This window comes from Nonomuraea sp. NPDC050547 (genome assembly GCF_044457345.1).
Taxonomy (GTDB): Bacteria; Actinomycetota; Actinomycetes; order Streptosporangiales; family Streptosporangiaceae; genus Nonomuraea.
Map to the genome: position 1 here is coordinate 611,294 of NZ_JBITGW010000002.1, position 20,141 is coordinate 631,434.

Sequence of the window (20,141 nt, forward strand, 5' to 3'; positions counted from 1 at the left end):
GGACGATGAAATTTTCTTTTAGTTCACCCCTGGGTCTTGAAAGTTATATCCGCGAGCGATTGAGTTCGGGGCGTGATCACCCTCAATGTCGTGGCCGCCGCGGCCTTGGTGTTAACAGCGGCGCTCGATCCCCAAGCCCCCATCGAGGACGCGCCCCCCGCGTCGTCCTACCCGCCCGCCTCCACCCTCCTCGCGGCCCCCGCCCCGAAGCACCTGGAGACGGCCAAGAAGACCCGGCCGGTGGCGCCCGGCATCACCTTCACCGCCTTCGACCGCTACGACGCGGCCGGCTGGCTGCGCGCCGACGCGCTGTCGGCGGACCTGTCCGGCGGCGTCAAGGCCGGCTACCTGAACTCGGGCGAGGTCTCCAAGACCGAGCCGCTGTCCGGCCCCGCCAAGCGCGCCCGCGCGGTCGCGGCGGTCAACGGCGACTTCTTCGACATCAACCGCTCGGGCGCCGCGCTCGGCATTGGCGTCCAGAAGGGCACGCTCGTCCAGTCGCCCACCAGCGGCTGGAACAACGCGGTCGCCCTGACCGGCGAGGGCGTCGGCCGCGTGCTCAAGATGTACTTCGAGGGCAGCGCCACCCCGCAGGGCGCGAGCTCCGGCAGCCCGATCGCCCTCACCCAGTTCAACCAGCTCATCCAGAACGACGGCGTGGGCCTGTTCACCCCGCTGTGGGGCAGCCACCCGCGGGCCCGCGCGGTCGAGGGCGCGGCCAAGGTCACCGAGGTCGTCCTCACCGGCGGCGCCGTCACCGAGGTCCGCACCACCGCAGGCGGCGGCCCGATCCCGGCCGGCACCACGATCCTGCTCGGCAGGGACGCCGGGGCCGACGCCCTCGCCGCGCTCAAGCCCGGCGACAAGATCGACGTTCGGTACCAGCCCAAGCCCTCCGACGGCGGCCAGGTCGAGACCGCCATCGGCGGCAACTACGTCCTGGTCAAGGACGGGGCCGTCCAGAACTCCACCGACCAGGCGGCGCACCCCCGCACCGCGGTCGGCTTCTCCGCCGACGGCAGGAAGATGTACCTGCTCACCGTCGACGGCCGCCAGGCCGACAGCCGCGGCGTCACGCTGAACGAGCTGGCCGCCATGATGATCGAGCTCGGCGCCCACAACGCGCTCAACCTCGACGGCGGCGGCTCCTCCACGATGCTCGCCCGCGAGCCCGGCGCCGCCGAGCCCCAGGTCGAGAACAGCCCCTCCGACGGCGGCGAGCGCCCCGTCCCCAACGGCCTGGCCCTCTACGCCCCCGAGGGCAGCGGCAGGCTCAAGGGTTTCTGGCTGGAGACCGCGAGCGACCCCGCCAAGGCGCCCGGAGTCGGCCCCGTCGCCGGTGGCCGCCCCGACCGCGTCTTCCCCGGGCTCTCGCGGCGGCTGAGCGCCGCCGGTTTCGATGAGACGTACGGCCCCGCCACCGGCACCCCGAGCTGGCGCTCCAAGCCGGCCGTGCACGGAGTCGTCGACCACAAGGGCGTCTTCCGCGCCCTCGTCCCCGGCCAGACCACCGTCACCGCGGCCCGCGGCGACGCCAAGGGCACGCTGGAGCTGACCGTGCTCCAGCCGCTGGCCCGCCTCGGCGCCACCACCGACCGGGTCGGCCTGGCAGCCGCGCAGGCCACCGGCACGTTCGGCCTCGTCGGCTACGACCGCAACGGCAACTCCGCGCCCATCGAGCCGGGCGACCTGTCGCTCGGCTACGATCGCGCGCTGTTCGAGGTCACGCCCAGCCCCAACGGCTTCTTCACCGTGAAGGCCAAGCAGGACAAGGGCGCCGGGCTCATCACCGCCAAGGTCGGCCGCATCACCACCGCCGTGCCCGTGACCGTGGGCACCGAGGAGCAGAGCGTCGCGACCTTCGACGACGCCGGCTCCTGGGCCTTCGCCGCCGCACGGGCCACCGGCTCGCTGTCGGCCGCGCCCGGCCAGAGCGGCGGCGGGCTCAAGCTGGCCTACGACTTCACCCAGTCGACGGCCACCCGGGCGGCGTACGCCAGCCCGCCGCAGCAGATCGTGGTGCCCGGCCAGCCGCAGGCGTTCGGGCTCTGGATCAACTCCACGGGCAAGGGGGAGTGGCCCTCACTGGAGTTCTACGACGCCCAGGGGCAGTCGCAGATCCTGCGCGGGCCGTACCTGACCTGGACCGGGTGGAAGTACGTGGAGTTCCAGGTGCCGCCCGGGGTGTCCTACCCGCTCAAGCTGCGCCGGTTCTACGTGGCCGAGACGAAGGCGGACGCCTCGTACACCAACGAGATCCTCATCGACGGGCTCGTGGCCAAGGTGCCGCCGCCGGTGCAGGCGCCGCCGGCGGAGAAGATCGCCGATCCGGTGGTGAAGGCGTCGGTCGAGGCGATGCCTTGGCGGTTCGCGGTCATGTCGGATGCCCAGTTCGTGGCGCGCGACCCGGACAGCGACATCGTGCGCAACGCCCGCCGTACGCTGCGGGAGATCAAGGCGGCGAAGCCGGACTTCCTGCTGATCAACGGCGACCTCGTGGACGAGGCGTCGCCGGCGGACTTCGCGCTGGCCAAGAAGATCCTCGATGAGGAGTTGGGCGGGGAGCTGAAATATCAGTACATCCCGGGCAACCATGAGGTGATGGGCGGCAAGATCGACAACTTCCGGGCGGTCTTCGGCGACACCTACCGCAGCTTCGACCACAAGGGCACCCGGTTCGTCACCCTCGACACCTCGCGGCTGAACGTGCGCGGCGGCGGGTTCGACCAGGTCGCCCTGCTGCGCGAGCGGCTCGACGCCGCCGCGAAGGACCCGGCGATCGGGTCGGTGGCGGTGCTGTTCCACGTGCCGCCGCGCGACCCCACGCCGGGCAAGGGCAGCCAGCTCGGCGACCGCAAGGAAGCGGCGCTCGTGGAACAGTGGCTGGCCGACTTCCAGCGCGAGACCGGCAAGGGCGCCGCCTACATCGGGGCCCACGTCGGGACCTTCCACGCCTCCCGGGTGGACGCGGTGCCGTACTTCATCAACGGAAACTCCGGCAAGAACCCGGCCACCGCGCCCGACGACGGCGGCTTCACCGGCTGGTCGCTGTGGGGCGTCGACCCCGTCACCCCGCGCGAGGCCGAGCACGTGCGGCGCAACTGGTTCGTGGACGCGCCCGCGTGGATCGGGACCCAGGTACGCCCGCACGTCGACGAGCTCACGCTGACCGCGCCCGCCACCGTGGCCGTGGGCCGACCGGCGGCGGTCACCGCGGCCGTCAAGCAGGGCGCGCGCCAGGTGCCCGTGGCCTACCCGGTCTCGGCGTCGTGGAGCGGCTCGCCCGCGCTGCACGTCGGCGCCCGCTCCGGCGTCCGGCCGTGGCACAAGGCCGTGCTCGACCCCGCGACCGGCACCCTGACCGCGCTGCGGGAAGGCTCGATCGTGGTGGCCGTGACGGTCAACGGCGTCAAGCGCGAGGCCACGATCGCCCTGACCGCCAGAGCCGCCGCCTGACCCCTGACCTGATCTCGACCTCTGACCCCGACCCCGATCCCGGCCTCTGACCCCTGATCTCTGACCCCTGATCTCTGACCCCGACCCCGTTCTCGACGGCGACAAGAACGCCCGGCGGCCGCGGCCGCCGGGCGTTCTCCGCTGTTTCGTGACAGTGCGTATCAAGCGATCATCAATCGCGATTCGCTAGGTTAACCGGCCATGACCCGACTGAGTCCGCGTCTGGGACCGCTCACCCCCCGCCAGCACTGGCGCAGAGCCCGGCTCCAGGCCTACTCGTGGCTGCTGACCGGCGCCTACCGGCTCGGCGCCATGCACCCGGCGGTGTGGAAGTTCGTGGCCCGCTCCTACCATCCCGCGCTCGACCGGCTGGCCGCCCGGCACGCCCGCGTGGCCTGCCAGTTCGCCGCCGTGGACGTGCCCGCCTACCGCGACTTCCTGCGCGAACGCGGGGCCGGGCAGGCCAGGCGCCTGGCCGACTTCCCCGAGACCACCAAGCAGAACTACGCCGGCGCCTACGACGAGCGCAGCCGCTGCCAGGAGGGCCGCCTGCACCGGCCGGGCGTGATCGTGGACGAGTCATCGGGTTCGAGCGGCAAGCCGTACAACTGGGTGCGCGGCCCGCGCGAGCTGAAGGGCATCTACCGCAACGCCGCCGGCTACATCGAGCTGGTCTTCCCCGGCCGCCGCCTGTTCGTGATCAACGCGTACTCGATGGGCGCCTGGGCCACCGGCACCACCACGGGCACCGCGATGGCCCGCATCGCCATGGTGAAGAACACCGGCCCCGACCTGGAGAAGATCGCCGACACCCTCGAACACTTCGGCCCCGGCTACGACTACGTGGTGGCGGCGTACCCGCCGTTCCTGAAGCACCTGCGCGACCGCCTGGACGCGGACGGCTTCCCCTGGACGGACTACCGCATCCGCGGCATGGTCGGCGGCGAGGGCATGACCGAGGCGCTGCGCGACTACCTGGAGGAGCGCTTCGAAGAGGTCCGCTCGGGTTACGGCGCCAGCGACCTCACGATCGGGATGGGCGCGGAGACCGGCTTCACGGTACGGCTCCGCAAACGCCTGGCCACCGACCGCCACCTGCGCGAGACCCTGCTGGGCCCGGACGAGCAACGCCTCCCCATGATCTTCCACTACAACCCGCTGGAGACGTTCCTGGAGGTCAACGACTCCGGCGAACTCCTGTGCACGATCAACACCAAGAGCTGCCTGCAGCCCAAACTCCGCTACAACGTGGGCGACGAGGCCCTGCTGAGAACGCTCCCCGAGGTCAAGCGCGCCCTCGGCGCCGACTACGCGGGCATGTGGACCGACGAGCGCATGAACCTGCCGCTGCTGTTCCTGTTCGGCCGCAAGGACTCGACCATCTCCTACATGGGCGCCAACCTGTACCCGCAGGACGTCGAATACGGCCTCTACCAAGGCAACCCCTACGCGGCCTCGATCGCCCGCTTCTGCCTGTCACTGGAAGAACTACCCGGCCTGGAATACCGCCCCGTCATCAACATCGAACTCCGCGAGGACGCCACCACCGACCACGAGGCGCTGACCGACATCTGCCGCAAGGGCGTCGTCGCCCACCTGAGCCACGTCTCCCGCGACTTCGCCGAATCCCTCAAGGAGGACCCGACCGCGGCCGACCTCCGCGTAAAACTCTTCGAACCCGGCGAAGGCCCCTTCGCCGGCTTCACCAAGATGAAGAACGTCTACCTCGTCTGAGCTTGTCGACCTGGATGGCACCCCAGAAGCGCTGCCCCGGGTGGCCGGGTCGCCGGCCGTCCAGCAATTGCTGCCGTTGTGTCGAAACACGGTGCCCCGTCCTTCTCCCGCTTCGGCGGGGAAAGGCGGGGCGTCTTCGCGTTGTACGGCTACGCTTCCAGTACCACGGTTATCCGGACCATTAGCATGACCGGCCAGACCCAACATGACGCCCTTAGACTCCCCCCAGGAACGCCTCCGCCCGACACCTGGGGGCCGCTGAATTCCTCGCAGGAGCTCTTGGGAAATCAGGGTCTGGCGAACGCGTGCAGATTCCCGTTCGTGCCGCCGCAGTACGTGGTGCCGAAATCCTTGACCTGGATGCGGTCATTGACCACGGTCATTGATCCAGGGAAGGATCGGTGCACGGGATATACGACGGTCGAGTTGGCGAACAGCTCGCGCGCCGGGAAGTACGTCTACTGGCCGTTCGCCCCGACCATGGCATGGTGGATGGTCAGCGAATTCTGTCTCCAACTCGCACCGCCTTTGATAGGCGGTCGGTCAGTGTGCGCGTGCAGCTTGCGGATGCAGGGTCAGTTGTAGGACACCCACAGGTCGTATCCGTTGGCGCGCGGCCTGCAGGAATACCCGCTCGCCCCGTTATGGCGGACGTAGTCCTGGCCCACCGCCGAGCAGTTCTGCCGGGTGGAGAACCATCCCACGTACTCCTCGGAGATCACGGCTTGTGCGGAGCTCGTGTCGTTGCCCTGCGCCGAGGCGGGAAGCGCGGGGGCCAGGGTCAGGCTGAGGCCGGTCAGGAGCGCGGCCAAGTACTTCACCAGGTGCGGTTGCATGATCTTCTCCTCGGGCTCGATGAATCACGTAGATGGTGCGCCGCTCGGCCACGAACACGGGGGTCGGTGTTGTGGAGCTGATCGATCAAGCGCTGATCAATGAAGCGTTCACGGTCCACGCTAGGAAACGTCACCTGGCCGGCTCGACGTCTTTCACGCGTGCTTGAAAGACCCGCGTCATAGCAGTTCTGCCGTTCGTCTCGGCAGGGTGTGTTGTGGGTGTCCGGCCGACGGCTCTGCGCCCCGCGACCGGACATGGCCCTCGCCTGCGCATCATGGGCTGCCGCAAGATGCGGAGTTTCACGGTGTGCGGTACCCACCTCGGGTTCGTCACGAGCGAGAAGCAGTGCACGCAACTGCTGCAGACGGCCAACACCTGGGCCTCCCGGGGGCCGCTGATCATCTCAGGCGACATGAACCTCAGGTGGGACAACGACGATGAGCAGCGGAAACTCAAAAACTGCATGCGTAACGTACCCGGCTTCACTCGCAAGAGCGACGGCAACCGGCAGCACGTGTTCACCCGCAACGGCGGCTGGGGCTTCCTCGCCACCGGTGCCACCGGGACGGTCTCGATGGGCCCATGGAGCGATCACGATGCCTTCTGGGCGGACCTCAGGCCGTGAGGATGAGCCCTCCGAGTGAGGGGTACGCCGGCCGTTCACGCAGCCGTGAGGAAGAGCCCGCCCCCAGTGGGGACGGGCTCTTTTGACGTCGGTCAAGTCCGACTTCGATCACGCCCTCCGGGACCCTGGAGGGGTCCATAGGGCACCCCCTGAGCCAGTGAGGCCGCGGTGAGCGCGGCCTGCGAGCCTCACGGCCATGGACCTGGTGACACAAGACGGTGTGACCGGGAAAGACGATCGGAGAACTCATGTCCATCTGGAAACGCGGTCTCGCCCTCGCGGGGACGGCCTTCACCATCGCCGCCGGCCCCGCCCTGCTGGGCTCGGCACCGGCCGCCGCGGTGCCGGCCACCGCCCCGTCGAGCAGCGCCGCAGGGCACTGGAGCTACAACGGGTGGTATTACCCCGACATCTTCGGTGAGCGCGCATGCCACAGGGACGGTCGCCGATCCGTCCACCCCTACGAGTGCAGGTTCGTCGCTGGGAGTGTCCCCCAATGGCAGCTGTGGATGTGGATCAACTGGTAATGCCCATCACTGTGGTTCTGGTGGTCCCGGCGGGATGAGGCGTACCGTGACTGGGCCTGGCTAGCGAGTGCCCGCCCCTGATGCAATCGAGGTGGGCGCTCGGCTATCGCGGTGCCCGCCCACATCATCGAAACCTATCGAACGCACATTCGATATGTGTGTACGGTGACCTGCATGGAGGGCACCCACCCGCCTCGACGTCATCGCCGCGCTTCACCCCGTGCGCGTGGCGGCCGAAGGCGTGAATGACGTGAGCCGGCAGGCCATGGGCGACCTGCCCGGCCGGCCCACCCTCGAAGCCGTGCGCGAAGCGCTGGCCCGAGTGCAGCGCCTGGTCGACGAGGGCGCAAGGACTGAGACGGACACGGCCTGGCGTCTCGCCGTGTCGCTTAGCTTGTCGGTTAACCTCTCGTCGGCCAGCTGTGATCGTCATCATCCTTCGTGGTGCGCGGAGTCCTAAGACCCAGGGGGAGCGAGAGGTCCGATTCACGCCAGCAGGGATCCGGGATGCCCGAAACACTCGGATCATGAGCACGATAAGGACGTCAGAGGTCCAGGTCGGCGAGGATCAGTCAAGGTCGCCGCGAGCTGCGGACGCGTGGACGGTGATGGAGAGGTTTTACGCGGCCGAGGCCGCGTACGTGGCTGCGGGTGGTTTCGGTGAGGCCGGCTATGAACCCGTAGCTGCTCTGCTGGACCCGGAGGTGGTGCTTCACCAGGCTCCAGGACTGCCGTTCACCGGGACCGGGATCTGGCGTGGACATGAGGAGATGGAGCGATTTCTGGCCGTCTTCAGTGAGGTCTGGGAGTCGATGGAGTTCCTGGAGCAGGAGCATTGGGGGGATGCGAACACCGTCGTCGTGCGGAATCGGGTGCGGTTTCGGGCCCGATCCACCGGCAAACAAGTCGACACCTTGATCGTGCAACTGATCACCGTGCGGGATGGACGCATGCTGGAGTGTCGTCCGTTCTACTGGGATCCCCAGGCCATCGCTGAGGCTTGTCAGCCCGATAGCGATGACACGTGACCAGGACGGGCGATCCAGAGGGGTTCACCACTCCCTGAGCGTCTCGCCCGATCTTCGCGTTTGCCGCATCCGGCAGCTCAGGTAACGTATCGCGCATAGCGGATTGTGGCTATCGCGATACGGTGTGTCGCCGTGACGTGGGAGGGTCACCGTCTCATCTTCGGGCTCGTGCAAAGTCTCCGAGGCGAGGCGGTGACCGCGATGTCCACTCTGGCACGCGTGACGGCAAGTCGAGCGGATAGCCCCGCTACCGGCTCCGACCAGGGCGGCCTGACCACGCTGTCGGGCTTCCGCCAGGAGTTCTACCAATGCCTGACCGCGGGCGCCGATGAGCTGTTCGAGCTGGCCGAGGCTGTGCTGTGCACCGACGGGCCAGTCAAGACGCTGGTGGACCCGGCATTGGCGCCGGAGCACCGGCGTGGCCACGGTGCCCTGTATGACGGGGCCAACCACGGCCGCATCGAGATCGGCCGCTTGCGCCGGTCGCTGGCCGCGCAGCCGTTACCACGCGCTGCCGACGGGCGGATCGTGCTGGCCGCCGACGTCAGCCCCTGGCTGCGACCAGACGCCGCGACCAGCCCGGACCGGTCGTTCTGCCACACCTACGGCCGCAGCGAGAAGACCAAGCACCAGATGATCCCCGGCTGGCCGTACTCCATCGTCGCCGCTTTGGAGATCGGTCGCACCTCCTGGACCGCGCTGCTGGATGCGAGCCGTCTGGAGCCCGGCGCCGACCTGGCGCAGGTCAGCGCCGACCAACTGCGCCAGGTCGTCGAGCGCCTGATCGAAGCGGACCAGTACACCGACGGCGAACCCGCCATCCTCATCGTCCTGGACGCCGGCTACGACGTTCCCCGCCTGGCGTTCCTGCTGGCCGACCTGCCCGTGGAGATCCTCGGTCGGATGCGCTCCGATCGGGTGATGCGCCGCCTAGCTCCCTCCCGCGAAGAGTTCGACCGGGCCCACCCCTATGGCGGCCGCTACCCCAAGCACGGCGCCGAGTTCGTCTTCGGCCACCCCGCCACCTGGGGCGATCCTCACGCACAAACCGTCACCGACACCACCCGATACGGCAGCGCGACCGCGATGGCCTGGGACCGGCTGCACCCCATCCTGACCCACCGGGCCGCCTGGCAGGACTCCCCGGCGACCTGCCCCTCATCGAGGGCCCCGTTATCCGGCTCCAGGTCGACCACCTACCTTCCGCCGCGACCCCAAGCCGCTGTGGCTGTGGTGGTCGGGCACCGCCGTCACCGAAGCCGACGTCGACCGGCTCTGGCAGGCGTTCCTGCGGAGATTCGACCTGGAGCACACCTTCAGGTTGCTCCAGCAGACCTTCGGCTGGACCAAGCCCCGCCTGCGCAACCCACGCGCCGCCGACACCTGGACCTGGCTCATCCTGGCCGTCCACACCCAGCTCCGCCTGGCCCGCGGCCTGGTACACGATCTCCGCCGCCTTTGGGAGAAGCCTCTGATGGAGACCAGACTGACCCCGGCTCGGGGTTGGCCGGGGGTTTCGGAACCTGCGCACGAAGACACCGCTGATCGCCCGTGCGCCCAAACCCTCCAGCCCCGGCCGTGGACGACCACCCGGCTCCAAGAACCGGCCCACACCTCGCCACGGGGTCGGCCTGCTCCTGGTCACCGGCGAGCTCTACAAACGCCCAGCTCACCACCGCAAAGGCACCAAACCCCGCCGCTCCACCTGACTGGCTACGCTCAGTCACAGCCCGGCATGTCTATGAAGTCCCAAACGCGAAGATCAGGGGTTAAACGACAAGCTTAGCTTGTTCTTTGTCCTCCGGATTGTTGTGCTGGGCAGGGTTTGATCGTTTCGCGGACAGCAAGACGGCCTTGAGTGATCATGTGCGGTGTCGAGTGGCTGCTGATCACTACAAGGCCGTGAGGGTGAGTCTGCTGAACGATGCCGCTGGTGTCGAGTCCTCCAAGGAGCTGTCCCGCTTCCGCAACGACGTCTACGCCTGCCTCAAGGCGCGAGCCGATGCGTTGTTCGAGCTGGCTGATGCGCTGTTGTGCGAGCCGGGGCCGGTGCGCTCGCCGGTAGATCTGACCTTGTCGCCGGAGTACCGGCGCGGGCATGGCGCCTTATACGGCGCGCTCAACCACGGCCGGATTGACGTGGCACAGCTCCGTGAGGTGCTGGCCGGGCTGCCGTTGCCGCGCTGGCCGGACGGGCGGATCGTGCTGGCGGTGGATGTGTCTCCGTGGCTGCGCTCGGACGCACCTTGCTCGGCCGAGCGGCTGTTCTGTCACGTGTACGGCCGGGCCAAGAGCGCCTCGCAGTTCATCCCGGGCTGGCCCTACTCCTTCGTGGCGGCGCTGGAGATGGGCCGCACCTCGTGGACGGCGCCGCTGGACGTGGTGCGGCTAGGGCCGGCCGACGACGCCACCGCCGTCACCGCCAACCAGCTCCGCGGCGTCATCGAGCGACTGATCACCGCCGGTCAATGGCGCACCGGGAACCCGGACGTGCTGATCGTGACCGATGCCGGCTACGACATCACACGCCTGGCCTACGTCCTGCGCGACCTGCCCGTCGAACTGCTGGGCCGTATCCGCTCCGACCGGGTGATGCGCCGCTCGGCACCCTCACGCGAGGAGTTCCTGCTAGCCCACCCCCGCGGTGGGTGCCCGCCCAAGCATGGTGGCGAGTTCGCCCTGGCCGACCCCGCCACCTGGCCCGAACCCGCGGTGAGCACGCTCACCGACACCACCCACTACGGCAAGGCCGAAACCCGCGCCTGGGACCGGATCCACCCCCGGCTCCACCGCGCCTGGCTCGACCACGAGGGTGCGCTGCCGCTCATCGAGGGCACCCTGATCCGCCTGAAAGTCGAGCACCTGCCCGGTGACCGTGACGCTCCGCCAGTCTGGCTCTGGTCCTCCAAGACCGGAGTCACCAGCACGGGCGTGGATCGATGCTGGCAGGCGTTCCTGCGCAGATTCGACCTGGAACACACCTATCGCTTTTGGAAGCAAACCCTCGGCTGGATTCGGCCCAAGCTTCGCGCCACCCAGGCAGCCGACCGCTGGACCTGGCTGCTCGTCATTGCCCACACTCAGCTACGCCTCGGCCGCCACCTGATCGAGGACCTGCGCCACCCCTGGGTGAGACCCGTCCCGCGCGGCCAGCTCACACCCGCCCGCGTCCGGCGCGGGTTTCGGAACCTCCGCCCGCTCCTCGCCCAACCTGCCAGCGCACCCAAACCCTCCAGACCCGGCCCGGGGCGCCCACCCGGCGTCCCCAACCGCCGCCCCGCGCCCCGCTACGGCGTCGGCAAGACCGTCAAACGCGGCCGTACTCTCGCAGCACTACAACAATCCGGACAATGAAGAAGAAGTTAGGCGTGTGAACATCCCGGCGCAGCCGAGTCGATTTCGTGCTCGGCCGCGCCGACGTGCCTGTGAGGTAGCGATCAGTCGGCCCGGTTGTCGGGGTCGGACCTCGTTCCCGTGTCGAACCTCGCCGTCACGGGCATGGTGCTCCAGTCGCTCACCTCATCGCCCCTGTCGACGCGCAGCAGCTGTGCCTGCATGGCTTCCATCAGCTGGTCGGCGCCGGGCAGGAACTCCGGGCCGTTGACGAAGTGCATGACGGCTCCGACGACGTCCTGTCTGTCGTCCTCGTCGAGGTCCTCGGCGTCGAACGGCCTCCAGCCCGTCGCGGTGGCCGCCGCGAGAAGGCGAGCGGGGTCGTGGACGTGCACCTCCAGCAGGCTGATCGTGCGTACGACCGGCCCTGGGAAGGCGTCGAGGCGGGCGTCGTGCGGTGTGCGGCTCTCAAGGTCGCCACCGAGGCCGGCCGAGTCGCGGCGGCCGCGCCGCAGGGACTCCCACGTGGCGGCGAGTTCGGGGGTGTCGGCCCAGGTCCCGTTCACGACATCGGCCAGCGTGCGTCGGAAGGAGGCGGCGGGCGCGTCGGGCAGAGCCGCTGCGATCCGCTCCGACTCAGCGCGGGCGGCGGGGCCCAGGCCGTTCTCCAGCACCGAGGAGAGAAGGTAGGCGGCGTGCTGAGCGAGGGCGGGGTCGGTGCAGGTCAGTACGGCATGCAGGGTCGCGGGCTGGCGAGAGCGCTCGACGAGGGCGTACACCCTGCTCTTGGCGCGGGTGTGCTCGCAGTGGAAGGCGCGAGGGACGGCAGAGGTCATGACGGGTTCTCCATCAACGTGAGGTACGTGGGAAACCGCTGGTGGGCGCGGTACGGCCACGCCCCCTGACGGAGAAGTCCTGCCCGCTGGTGCTGCTGGTACGGCCAGCTGCCCGGTTCGGTGTTCGCATCGTACCGCTTGGGTGTTGTTTCGGGTGAATACGCGTCGACTGGACCACCCGGGGTTGAATCGGTCGCAGGGGTGGGCTCGTGCGGGTGAGCGCGTCGCTCAAACGAATCGAACCACAAGACCTCGCAACAGGGAGCTGAGCAGGTCGACCACCCAAAGGCGTTGTTCGTTGTCCAGACGAGCGCAACGGTTTGGTGGATAAAGAACAAGCTTAGAGCCTGTTCCCAAGCTTTTGATCTCGGGGTTGTGCCGGTCCGGCTGCCGGCAACCGGAGTTTTGGATGATCGGGGATCCCGTCAGGGTGGTGCTGGCTATTGTCGTGGCATGTCCGATTCCTTCGATCAACTGTTCTTAGTTCCCGGCGATGGCGTAGCGGAGCAGCCTTCAGATTCGGTCCCAGGCTTGCGATACATCCCCGATTGGCTGGCTCCACCAGCCTGTGAGTCCCTGCTGTTGATCATTGACGCCACCAGCTGGTCGACACATTTGCGGCGTCGGGTACAGCATTACGGCCATCACTACGACTACGTCCGACGTGGCATGGCTCGGAACTCCGCGAGCGCAACCGCCCCAGCACTGCCATCCTGGGCAGGAGAGCTGGCTGCACGCCTGGTCCGCGAAGGAATCATGGATCAGGAAGCAGACCAGGTGATCGTCAACGACTATCAGCCCGGGCAAGGCATCAGCCCTCACGTCGACTGCGTGCCATGCTTTGGCCCAGTCGTCGCTGCCGTATCCCTGGGCTCTCCTTGTCTTATGGACTTCACCCACTCCGCGGAGAAGAAAAAGGTCTCGGTAGGTCTTGCCCCGGGCAGCCTCTGTGTCATGACGGGACCCGCCCGATACGCCTGGCGTCACAGCATCGCGGCTCGCAAGAGCGATCCAGGCCCTACTGGACGGGTCGCTCGTGGACGACGTGTGTCAGTGACGTTCCGGACGGTGATATCGCCTCCCATCTGAGAGCGGGTCGCCGAACCTGGAAGTGATCGCGTAGCCTCGACGGCGGCTATAAGCCCGGAACGCTGGGAGCAGGATGTGGCGCTGTCCGGACTGGTGGCCATGGTGAGCGTCGCGTCAGTGTGGGGGTGTGACGGTCGGGGAAGAGCGTTACTGCCCGACCTGCGGGACGTCGTTACCAGGGTGGATGCGGCGGGATGCCCGTTTCTGTTCGGACCAATGTCGAGCTCGACAGCGGTGGTTGCGGGTGCGCACTCGGCGTCGGGTTGAGGCGATCCGGGACCCGTCGCCGGCGCGGCGGGTGGTCTGCCGGGAGTGCGCGGGATTCTGGGTTGAGGGCGTGGATCATCCGGTGGGGACGATCTACTTCTCGGCCGCGTGTCGGACGCGGGGGTGGCGACGCCGCAGAGCCGATGAGGAAGGCGTCACTGTGACGGCCTTCTCGTCGGATCGTTGATCACGCATTGTCCGAGTATGGCGGGGCGGCGAGAACTCTCTTTCCAGGGTATTGTCACGCACTGTGGTGAGGTGGAAACTTCGCGCTAGTGGCCGGTTGAGGCGCTGGAGCGAGGAGGGACGCGAGGAGCACCATGGTGGGAAGGTTGACCCGCGAGCGCTATGACGAGCTGGTCGCCGACGGCCTGAAGCAGATCGCGGCCCAAGGCCAGATCCAGCTTCGCCTGGGCGACTACGCGCTGGAAATCGAGCCGATGAACCCGCACGGCGGACAGGCCAGCCCGGACGCGGACTGGATGTCGGTACGTGACTCGCTGGCGCTCTACGCTGAGGACCTCGACATCACGGTGAGCACCCTGCTGAACCACCGGTGGGTCGCCTCCCGCTGGCCCAAGCCGCATCGCCAGGACGATGTCTCCTACAGCGTGCATAAGGCGTTGGCCGCCATCCAGGACGAGGCCGAACGCTACGCGCGGATCCTCCATCCGGCCTCTGCATGAGCGCAGCGGCCGCCGGCGCTGGACCCAGGACGCCGCCAGACGCGTAGTCGGCCAGCGGGTCAACCACCCGGTGTCGGAGCAGGAGAAGGTCAACAAGGTGCCGGACCTGCTGGCCGATGGGCAGGTCGCCGCCCAGGTGGCTACCGACCTGCTGCGCCAGCCCACCGTGGTGGCCCGGTTCGTCGAAGACAGCACCGCCACGCACCTGGTCAACCGCGCCCAGGTCGACCGCTCGCACCGCGTCGCCCAACGAGCGGCGACAGGAGGTGCCCCGCCAGACCCGCTCGGCGATCGAGCACGCCCGCCAGAGCGTTCGTCACCAACAAAAGTACATCGCCTGTGGTGGTCGCCTGCGCGGCGTTCGTGGCGGCCGCGGGCAGGGTGGTCCCTTGCTCCGCGACCAGAGCTTCACGCCCGAAGAGGTCGAGCGGGTGCACGCCAACCTGGCCCGGGTGCGCGGCGCGACCGACTGGATCGAGACCGCGCTGGACACCGGCAACCTCAGCATGGACGAGGGCTTGGCCGCGCTGTTGCGAGGCGAGTGAGCGGCGATGACCTCCTCCGGCCGCGGGCAGGTCAGGCTGCCCAAGAACGTCTGCGGTGAACGCGTCAGGATGGCGCTAGTCGAAGCCCGCCCGGCCGGGCTGAGCCCCTACCAGGTCCTCAAGGGCATCTTGTGGATCAAAGAGGTCGCCGCGCGCGAGCACCTGACTCCGTTGATCTATACAGTCAGGGACGGTTACCGCTTTCCCACCGACCCCGCTGACTGGATCTCCTACGAAAAGGCCAGTTCGCCACCGCGCTGACCCGGATCAGCCGCCTGCTGGACGGGACGATCACTCCGCACGCGATGAAGTATCCCGACGACAAGTGGGCCAAATTCGTGCTGGCCCAGGCCTCCAGCATGGTCTCCACCCTGGACATACTGGCCAACGGCACCGCCCCCGTCGGCAGCTGAGGCGCCGATGATGCGACGGCGCCGCTACCCCTCCGACACCAGCGCGGCCGAATGGGCGCTGCTGGAACGCCTGCTGCCGGTTCCGGCCTGCCAGACCCCCAGCAGTGGCAGGCCGGAAAAGCACCGGCGCCGCGACATCGTCGACGCGATCCGCTACCTGGTGGCCAACGGCTGCACCTGGCAAGTTATTGAGAATGTTCGATAACGATGATGATGGCGACGCGCTCGGACCTGGTCGTCGGTCCTTCCGTAAGGTGATCGTGCTGGTTGGGTGCGTCGGTTGATGACTGGTGGCTGACGTGATCGCCGATAGGCTCGGCCCATGTCAGAGGCTGAGGCGGTGAAGCGCAGGCCGCGGGAACTTGGTGAGCTGAGTGATGTCTTCGATTTCCTTGAGGAGGTTCGGCTCCGTCCGGGGACGTGGGTGCGCTCGCTCGAGGACCTGGGCTCCGTCTTGATCGGGTATCAGGTCGCCGTCAAGGTTCACGGCGTCACCGAGCAAGTCGACTTCTGGCCGAGTGGTCCCTTCGCCGAGTGGCTGTGGACGAAGCTTGGACGACATAGTTCTCTTGGCTGGGCGGTCGAGATCCAGCGTGAGGCCGAAGCGGCGAACGTGAATCCGATGGAGCTGTTCTTCGCTTTCGTGGATGACTACCGGATCGAACGCGAGCACCCTGTGTCGAAGGCGCTGTGACGGGTTGGCTCAGGGATTCTCCTTGCCGTCGGGGCGTGGCGGGCGGTTCGGGGTTTCAGCGGCTTATGACGGTTTCTTGTTCTACGCGGGACAGTTTGTCGGGGTTGCGGACGTGGTAGGCGCCGGTGACGTGGCCGTTCTCCATGCGCACCGCCACCACGCCGTCGATCTCGCCGTCGATCCGGACGAGCAGCCCCGGGCCGCCGTTGATCTGCACCACCTCGACCGATCTTTCGCCGTCGTGTTTCCACCAGCCGACGGCCAGCAGGCGGGCGACGCCGGCGGCCCCCACGATGGGACGTAGCAGGGCGTGCTTGACGCCGCCGCCGTCGCTCAGGGCGACGACGTCCGGCGCGAGGACATCGAGCAGGCTCTGCAGCTCGCCGGTTTCGACCGCTCGCTGGAAGGCGTGGAGCGCGGCGCGGGTCTCGGCCGGGGAGACGATGCCACGTGGACGGCGTGCGGCGACGTGCGCCCGTGCCCGGTAGGCGAGCTGGCGGACCGCGGCAGGGCTCCTGCCGACGGCTTCGGCGATCTCGTCGTAGTCCAGGTCGAACACCTCACGCAGCACGAACACGGCCCGCTCGACCGGCTGGAGCGTCTCCAGCACCAGCAGCATCGCGATCGAGACGCTCTCGGCCAGTTCGACGTCCTCGGCCACGTCGGGCGCGGTCAGCAACGGCTCCGGCAGCCACGGCCCGACGTAGGACTCCCTGCGCCGGCCGAGCGTACGCAGGCGGTCCAGTGCCTGCCGGGTGACGATCCGCACCAGGTACGCGCGCCGCTCCCGCACGGTGGCGAGATCGACGTCCACCCATCGCAGCCAGGTCTCCTGCAGGACGTCTTCGGCGTCGGTGGCCGAACCGAGCATCTCGTAGGCGACGGTGAACAGCAGGTTGCGGTGGGTCACGAACGCCTCGGTGGCCGTGTCCACGGACTCCGCACGGCCGCCGGGATCGAACGGCCCGGCCGCCTCCGTCCGCCGCTCGCTGTGATCACTCATCCCCGGCTCCCTTCCCAGTACTGCCCCACGCACAGGACGCCGCTCCCCACCCCCGTGTAACACCCACGATCGGTGGTCTATGTCACATGGCCTCGTCCGTTACGGGGCCGGGGGCGCGGGCGTCTCGTGTTCGCCAGGAGGCACGACAAGAAGGGAACACCTCATCATGTCCACACCCGAGACGACCGAACTCCGTTCACGCATGCCCAACCCACTCCCCTTCGTTCCCGAGATGGCGGAGGTCGGCGCGGGCCTGCACAAGGTCATCGAGAACGGCTCGGTTCCGCAGGCCACCATCCACCTGCTGCAGTTGCGGGCCGGTCAGATGCTCGGCAGTACCTACTTCACCATCAGGGAAACCGGCAACCTGCGCCGGGCAGGGGAGCCGGAGGAGCGCATCACCGCCGTGGCGACCTGGCGGGACGCCACCCTGTTCACCGGCGCGGAACGGGTCGCGCTGGAGCTGGTGGAGGCGGTCCTGACCCCGAACCCGTCCGGGGAGCGCGTTCCCGACGAGCTGTATGCCAAGGCGTCCGCGCACTACGACGACAAGGCGCTCTGGACGCTGATCATGGCGATCGCCCATATCGGCTTCTTCACCCCGGCCGCGCTCATCGCCAAGCCGATCCCCGGCATGCCCCCGGGCCAGAACTACAGCGACCGGGAAGGGAGCCCGGCATGAGCATCACCACGTGCGCGGTCGCAGGGGCGACCGGGCGGCTGGGACGCCACGTCGTGGACGTCCTCACCGAACGGGGGCACCAGGTCGTGCCGATGTCACGAGCCACCGGCGTGGACCTCGTCACCGGTGAGGGCCTGGCCGGGGCGCTCACCGGAGTGGACGTCATCGTCGACGTCGCCTCGTGGCACACCTCCGATCAGGAGGCGGCGACGGAGTTCTTCCGTGCGTCGGCCCGGAACCTGCACGCGTACGGGCAGGATGCGGGGGTCGCCCGGATCACCGTGGCGTCCATCATCGGGGTCGGCAGGGCCACCGCCGGGTTTCTCGCCGCCAAGAAGGCGCACGAGGAGTATCTGCTGTCCGGGCCGCTCCCCGTCCGTGTGCTGCGGGCGGCGCAGTTCCACGAGTTCGTCGGTCAGCTTCTGGACTGGCGGCAGGGCGACGTCGCCTACATCCCGGCCCTGCCCTCCCAGCTCGTGGCCTGCCGTACCGTGGCCGAGGACCTGACCGGTCTGGCCCTCGACCCCGGCGAGATCGCTCGGGGAACGCCGATCCCCGAGATCGCCGGGCCCCGGAGGGAGATCCTCTCGGAGGCGGCCGCCCTCCTCGGCGCCCGCCGGAACATCAAGGTCGTCGGCGTCGACGGCTCGGGCATGCCCGATGCCGAGATCGCCGCCGAGGGCGGGTTCCTGCCCGGCCCGCACGCCAGGCTCGCGGGTCCGGCCTTCCGGGAGTGGCTCGGCGGCCTGCCCTGAGCGGGCGCGGTCCTGGCGGGGGCTCCAGGCCGGTCATGACCAGGCCCGCCGTCAGCGCGAACGCGAGGAGGAGTTGGTGAGATCGCATGCCGTTCTCCCTCCGTTGACCCGCGTTTCATGCCGAAACGTCGGCATCTCAGGGTGCGGCCGGCGGCGACGGCCGCCACGACCAGCCCGGTGAACGCCACTGCGGCGAGTCCGGCGAAGGCCACCGCGGCGCTCAACGAACGCTTCATCACGACGCGGGCGGGCAAGATCGTCGCCCGGCTGAAGGCCACCCGCTACCAGCGGGCACCTGGCACCCGGCCTCGACCTGGCGAGGGCGATCCTGTCGGATCCGCTGTACCTCAAGCTCCTGATCACCCGGGAACCACTGATCCGCGACTCCGTGGACCGGGTGATCGAAGCCGTCTTCGCCGAAATGCGACTCGACCGGTCGCATCGATCAGGAATCGAGAAGCGCCGGCCGATCGACTCGCCCTAGCGTGACGCGGGTAGTCACGAACAAAAGCGGCGAGGAGTCGATGCGATATGGCGAAGACACGAAGGATCGTTTACTGGGTTTCCACCCTTGTGCTCGCATCGGGGCTCGTCGGTTCGGGAGTTCAGCAGATTCTGAGGATCGAGGGCAGGGAGGCGCTGGCGCCTCCCTATGCCTGGGGGATCGTGGAACTGGGTTATCCCGTCTACATTCTCACCCTCCTGGGCGGGTGGAAGCTCCTGGGAGCGCTGGCTATTCTGCTCCCCAAATATCCGCTGCTCAAGGAGTGGGCGTACGCGGGCATGTTCTTTCTGTTCACCGGAGGGATGTTCTCGCACATCGCCACGGGCGACGCCTGGTATCAGCTGCTTCCGGCGCTCTTTCTTCTCCTTCTCGCGACAGTGTCGTGGCATTTCAGGCCGGAGGGCAGGAGGCTGCCGGCGCGCTAGGCCGTTTGCCGCCCGCGGTGCGGTTCAGCAGCCGCCGATCCGGCAGAGCTTGGCGGCCATCCGCTCGGCGTCCTCGCCGTGCTGGGCGAGGGTGCGCAGGGCCTTGGCGTCGTTGCGCAGGTCCCAGTACAGCGCGACCGCGGCACCCTTGCGGACCGCCACGAACTTCTGGACCTGCGTGACCGCGCCCGCCTGCCTGACCGTGCGCGATCCGCCCACCGCCCCGTCGCCGATCGCCGCCAGGACGACCTTGACGCCCTCGCATCGCGCCATCCGCTCGCGCATCTGCTTGATCATCTTCTCTGCCCCGGGAATGCCGGCGAAGAGGAAGACCTGCTCGCCGCGCGAGGAGTGGGTTTTCTCGTTGCCGTCGTTCTTCGGGTTGAAAGTGATGTCACGCCGGTCGGCCCAGCCTTTGAGCCTGGCGTTGGAGCACTGAATGTTGTTGACCTCGGCCAGTTCGCGTCCCTCGCCCTCGTTGACATACCAGTGCTTGTTCTTGACGTCCTGGCGCGCCTGCTTCTCGTAAAGCAGGAAGTCTTTCGGAATCGACCGGCTTTCGGCCACCGCCGCCTGACTCGTGAGCATTCCAGTAACCGCTGCTCCGGCTATCACCCATGCGATCCGCACGTATATCAGCCCCCTTCTCATGTGGATCTTTCCTAGGGTTGGATGGCAGCCGCGCGATAAAGGTTCGGACT

The 20,141-nt window shown here is 68.2% G+C and carries 20 protein-coding genes and 1 pseudogene; 17 read left to right on the forward strand and 4 right to left on the reverse strand.

Annotation, left to right across the window (positions count from 1 at the left end; translation table 11 throughout):
- Positions 1-72: 72 nt before the first annotated feature.
- Together ACIBHY_RS07180 and ACIBHY_RS07185 are read left to right on the forward strand one after the other, a co-directional pair.
- Positions 73-3,456: a phosphodiester glycosidase family protein gene (locus tag ACIBHY_RS07180; RefSeq protein WP_397306198.1), complete on the forward strand. Its 3,384-nt coding sequence runs from the start codon at positions 73-75 to the stop codon at positions 3,454-3,456.
- A 201-nt stretch (positions 3,457-3,657) separates the two neighbouring features.
- Complete coding sequence (locus ACIBHY_RS07185; RefSeq protein WP_397306199.1) at positions 3,658-5,190, forward strand: phenylacetate--CoA ligase family protein; 1,533 nt, start codon at positions 3,658-3,660, stop codon at positions 5,188-5,190.
- Positions 5,191-5,765: 575 nt separating this feature from the next.
- Here the strand turns inward: ACIBHY_RS07185 and ACIBHY_RS07190 are convergent.
- Entirely contained in the window at positions 5,766-6,026 is a 261-nt protein-coding gene (locus ACIBHY_RS07190) for a hypothetical protein (RefSeq protein ID WP_397259355.1), read from the reverse strand.
- Between the two features lie 275 nt (positions 6,027-6,301).
- Here ACIBHY_RS07190 and ACIBHY_RS07195 point away from each other — a divergent pair, with 275 nt between their 5' ends.
- From ACIBHY_RS07195 to ACIBHY_RS07215, 5 genes are all read left to right on the forward strand, one after another.
- On the forward strand, positions 6,302-6,652 hold the full coding sequence (locus ACIBHY_RS07195; RefSeq protein WP_397259357.1) for an endonuclease/exonuclease/phosphatase family protein: 351 nt from the start codon (positions 6,302-6,304) through the stop codon (positions 6,650-6,652).
- 248 nt (positions 6,653-6,900) lie between these two features.
- Entirely contained in the window at positions 6,901-7,179 is a 279-nt protein-coding gene (locus ACIBHY_RS07200; protein ID WP_397306200.1) for a hypothetical protein, read from the forward strand.
- Positions 7,180-7,706: 527 nt separating this feature from the next.
- Positions 7,707-8,207: a nuclear transport factor 2 family protein gene (locus tag ACIBHY_RS07205; protein WP_397306201.1), complete on the forward strand. Its 501-nt coding sequence runs from the start codon at positions 7,707-7,709 to the stop codon at positions 8,205-8,207.
- A gap of 201 nt (positions 8,208-8,408) precedes the next feature.
- Positions 8,409-9,752: a transposase gene (locus ACIBHY_RS07210; protein ID WP_397306251.1), complete on the forward strand. Its 1,344-nt coding sequence runs from the start codon at positions 8,409-8,411 to the stop codon at positions 9,750-9,752.
- A gap of 363 nt (positions 9,753-10,115) precedes the next feature.
- Positions 10,116-11,561 (forward strand): NF041680 family putative transposase, encoded by a 1,446-nt coding sequence (locus ACIBHY_RS07215; RefSeq protein WP_397306202.1) that lies wholly within the window; start codon positions 10,116-10,118, stop codon positions 11,559-11,561.
- Positions 11,562-11,644: 83 nt separating this feature from the next.
- Here the strand turns inward: ACIBHY_RS07215 and ACIBHY_RS07220 are convergent, their stop codons facing one another.
- Positions 11,645-12,376, reverse strand: a complete 732-nt coding sequence (locus ACIBHY_RS07220) for a hypothetical protein (RefSeq protein ID WP_397259367.1) — start codon at positions 12,374-12,376, stop codon at positions 11,645-11,647.
- 453 nt (positions 12,377-12,829) lie between these two features.
- On the opposite strand from ACIBHY_RS07220, the gene ACIBHY_RS07225 reads away from it, so the two are divergent.
- From ACIBHY_RS07225 to ACIBHY_RS07255, 7 genes and pseudogenes are all read left to right on the forward strand, one after another.
- Positions 12,830-13,465: an alpha-ketoglutarate-dependent dioxygenase AlkB gene (locus tag ACIBHY_RS07225; protein WP_397306203.1), complete on the forward strand. Its 636-nt coding sequence runs from the start codon at positions 12,830-12,832 to the stop codon at positions 13,463-13,465.
- 599 nt (positions 13,466-14,064) lie between these two features.
- On the forward strand, positions 14,065-14,418 hold the full coding sequence (locus tag ACIBHY_RS07230) for a DUF6192 family protein (protein ID WP_397306204.1): 354 nt from the start codon (positions 14,065-14,067) through the stop codon (positions 14,416-14,418).
- A pseudogene (locus ACIBHY_RS07235) lies at positions 14,330-14,572 on the forward strand (DUF6192 family protein); the annotation flags it as partial. The gene ACIBHY_RS07230 and the pseudogene ACIBHY_RS07235, both read left to right, overlap by 89 nt.
- A complete protein-coding gene (locus tag ACIBHY_RS07240) occupies positions 14,535-14,963 on the forward strand; it encodes a DUF6192 family protein (RefSeq protein WP_397306205.1) in 429 nt (142 codons plus the stop codon). The pseudogene ACIBHY_RS07235 and the gene ACIBHY_RS07240, both read left to right, overlap by 38 nt.
- Before the next feature lie 6 nt (positions 14,964-14,969).
- Positions 14,970-15,224, forward strand: a complete 255-nt coding sequence (locus tag ACIBHY_RS07245) for a hypothetical protein (protein WP_397255312.1) — start codon at positions 14,970-14,972, stop codon at positions 15,222-15,224.
- Between the two features lie 159 nt (positions 15,225-15,383).
- On the forward strand, positions 15,384-15,581 hold the full coding sequence (locus ACIBHY_RS07250; RefSeq protein WP_397306206.1) for a transposase: 198 nt from the start codon (positions 15,384-15,386) through the stop codon (positions 15,579-15,581).
- Positions 15,582-15,698: 117 nt separating this feature from the next.
- Positions 15,699-16,070, forward strand: coding sequence for a hypothetical protein (locus ACIBHY_RS07255; RefSeq protein WP_397255316.1), 372 nt, complete (start codon positions 15,699-15,701; stop codon positions 16,068-16,070).
- Between the two features lie 55 nt (positions 16,071-16,125).
- On the opposite strand, the gene ACIBHY_RS07260 is transcribed toward ACIBHY_RS07255, so the two are convergent.
- A complete protein-coding gene (locus tag ACIBHY_RS07260; RefSeq protein ID WP_397255318.1) occupies positions 16,126-17,073 on the reverse strand; it encodes an RNA polymerase sigma-70 factor in 948 nt (315 codons plus the stop codon).
- Between the two features lie 202 nt (positions 17,074-17,275).
- On the opposite strand from ACIBHY_RS07260, the gene ACIBHY_RS07265 reads away from it, so the two are divergent.
- From ACIBHY_RS07265 to ACIBHY_RS07275, 3 genes are all read left to right on the forward strand, one after another.
- Complete coding sequence (locus tag ACIBHY_RS07265; protein WP_397255320.1) at positions 17,276-17,755, forward strand: carboxymuconolactone decarboxylase family protein; 480 nt, start codon at positions 17,276-17,278, stop codon at positions 17,753-17,755.
- Complete coding sequence (locus ACIBHY_RS07270) at positions 17,752-18,510, forward strand: SDR family oxidoreductase (protein WP_397306207.1); 759 nt, start codon at positions 17,752-17,754, stop codon at positions 18,508-18,510. The genes ACIBHY_RS07265 and ACIBHY_RS07270 overlap by 4 nt, the downstream gene beginning before the upstream one ends.
- A gap of 531 nt (positions 18,511-19,041) precedes the next feature.
- Entirely contained in the window at positions 19,042-19,440 is a 399-nt protein-coding gene (locus ACIBHY_RS07275; protein ID WP_397255327.1) for a DoxX family protein, read from the forward strand.
- 24 nt (positions 19,441-19,464) lie between these two features.
- On the opposite strand, the gene ACIBHY_RS07280 is transcribed toward ACIBHY_RS07275, so the two are convergent.
- Positions 19,465-20,028, reverse strand: coding sequence for a hypothetical protein (locus ACIBHY_RS07280; protein ID WP_397306208.1), 564 nt, complete (start codon positions 20,026-20,028; stop codon positions 19,465-19,467).
- Between the last annotated feature and the right edge of the window lie 113 nt (positions 20,029-20,141).

Coding starts and splice junctions, on each gene's coding strand:
- ACIBHY_RS07185 (WP_397306199.1), top strand. CDS start 3,658: ATGACCCGACTGAGTCCGCGTCTGGGACCGCTCACCCCCCGCCAGCAC.
- ACIBHY_RS07190 (WP_397259355.1), bottom strand. CDS start 6,026: ATGCAACCGCACCTGGTGAAGTACTTGGCCGCGCTCCTGACCGGCCTC.
- ACIBHY_RS07195 (WP_397259357.1), top strand. CDS start 6,302: ATGGGCTGCCGCAAGATGCGGAGTTTCACGGTGTGCGGTACCCACCTC.
- ACIBHY_RS07200 (WP_397306200.1), top strand. CDS start 6,901: ATGTCCATCTGGAAACGCGGTCTCGCCCTCGCGGGGACGGCCTTCACC.
- ACIBHY_RS07205 (WP_397306201.1), top strand. CDS start 7,707: ATGAGCACGATAAGGACGTCAGAGGTCCAGGTCGGCGAGGATCAGTCA.
- ACIBHY_RS07210 (WP_397306251.1), top strand. CDS start 8,409: ATGTCCACTCTGGCACGCGTGACGGCAAGTCGAGCGGATAGCCCCGCT.
- ACIBHY_RS07220 (WP_397259367.1), bottom strand. CDS start 12,376: ATGACCTCTGCCGTCCCTCGCGCCTTCCACTGCGAGCACACCCGCGCC.
- ACIBHY_RS07225 (WP_397306203.1), top strand. CDS start 12,830: ATGTCCGATTCCTTCGATCAACTGTTCTTAGTTCCCGGCGATGGCGTA.
- ACIBHY_RS07240 (WP_397306205.1), top strand. CDS start 14,535: ATGGGCAGGTCGCCGCCCAGGTGGCTACCGACCTGCTGCGCCAGCCCA.
- ACIBHY_RS07245 (WP_397255312.1), top strand. CDS start 14,970: ATGACCTCCTCCGGCCGCGGGCAGGTCAGGCTGCCCAAGAACGTCTGC.
- ACIBHY_RS07250 (WP_397306206.1), top strand. CDS start 15,384: ATGATGCGACGGCGCCGCTACCCCTCCGACACCAGCGCGGCCGAATGG.
- ACIBHY_RS07255 (WP_397255316.1), top strand. CDS start 15,699: ATGTCAGAGGCTGAGGCGGTGAAGCGCAGGCCGCGGGAACTTGGTGAG.
- ACIBHY_RS07260 (WP_397255318.1), bottom strand. CDS start 17,073: ATGAGTGATCACAGCGAGCGGCGGACGGAGGCGGCCGGGCCGTTCGAT.
- ACIBHY_RS07265 (WP_397255320.1), top strand. CDS start 17,276: ATGCCCAACCCACTCCCCTTCGTTCCCGAGATGGCGGAGGTCGGCGCG.
- ACIBHY_RS07270 (WP_397306207.1), top strand. CDS start 17,752: ATGAGCATCACCACGTGCGCGGTCGCAGGGGCGACCGGGCGGCTGGGA.
- ACIBHY_RS07275 (WP_397255327.1), top strand. CDS start 19,042: ATGGCGAAGACACGAAGGATCGTTTACTGGGTTTCCACCCTTGTGCTC.
- ACIBHY_RS07280 (WP_397306208.1), bottom strand. CDS start 20,028: ATGCTCACGAGTCAGGCGGCGGTGGCCGAAAGCCGGTCGATTCCGAAA.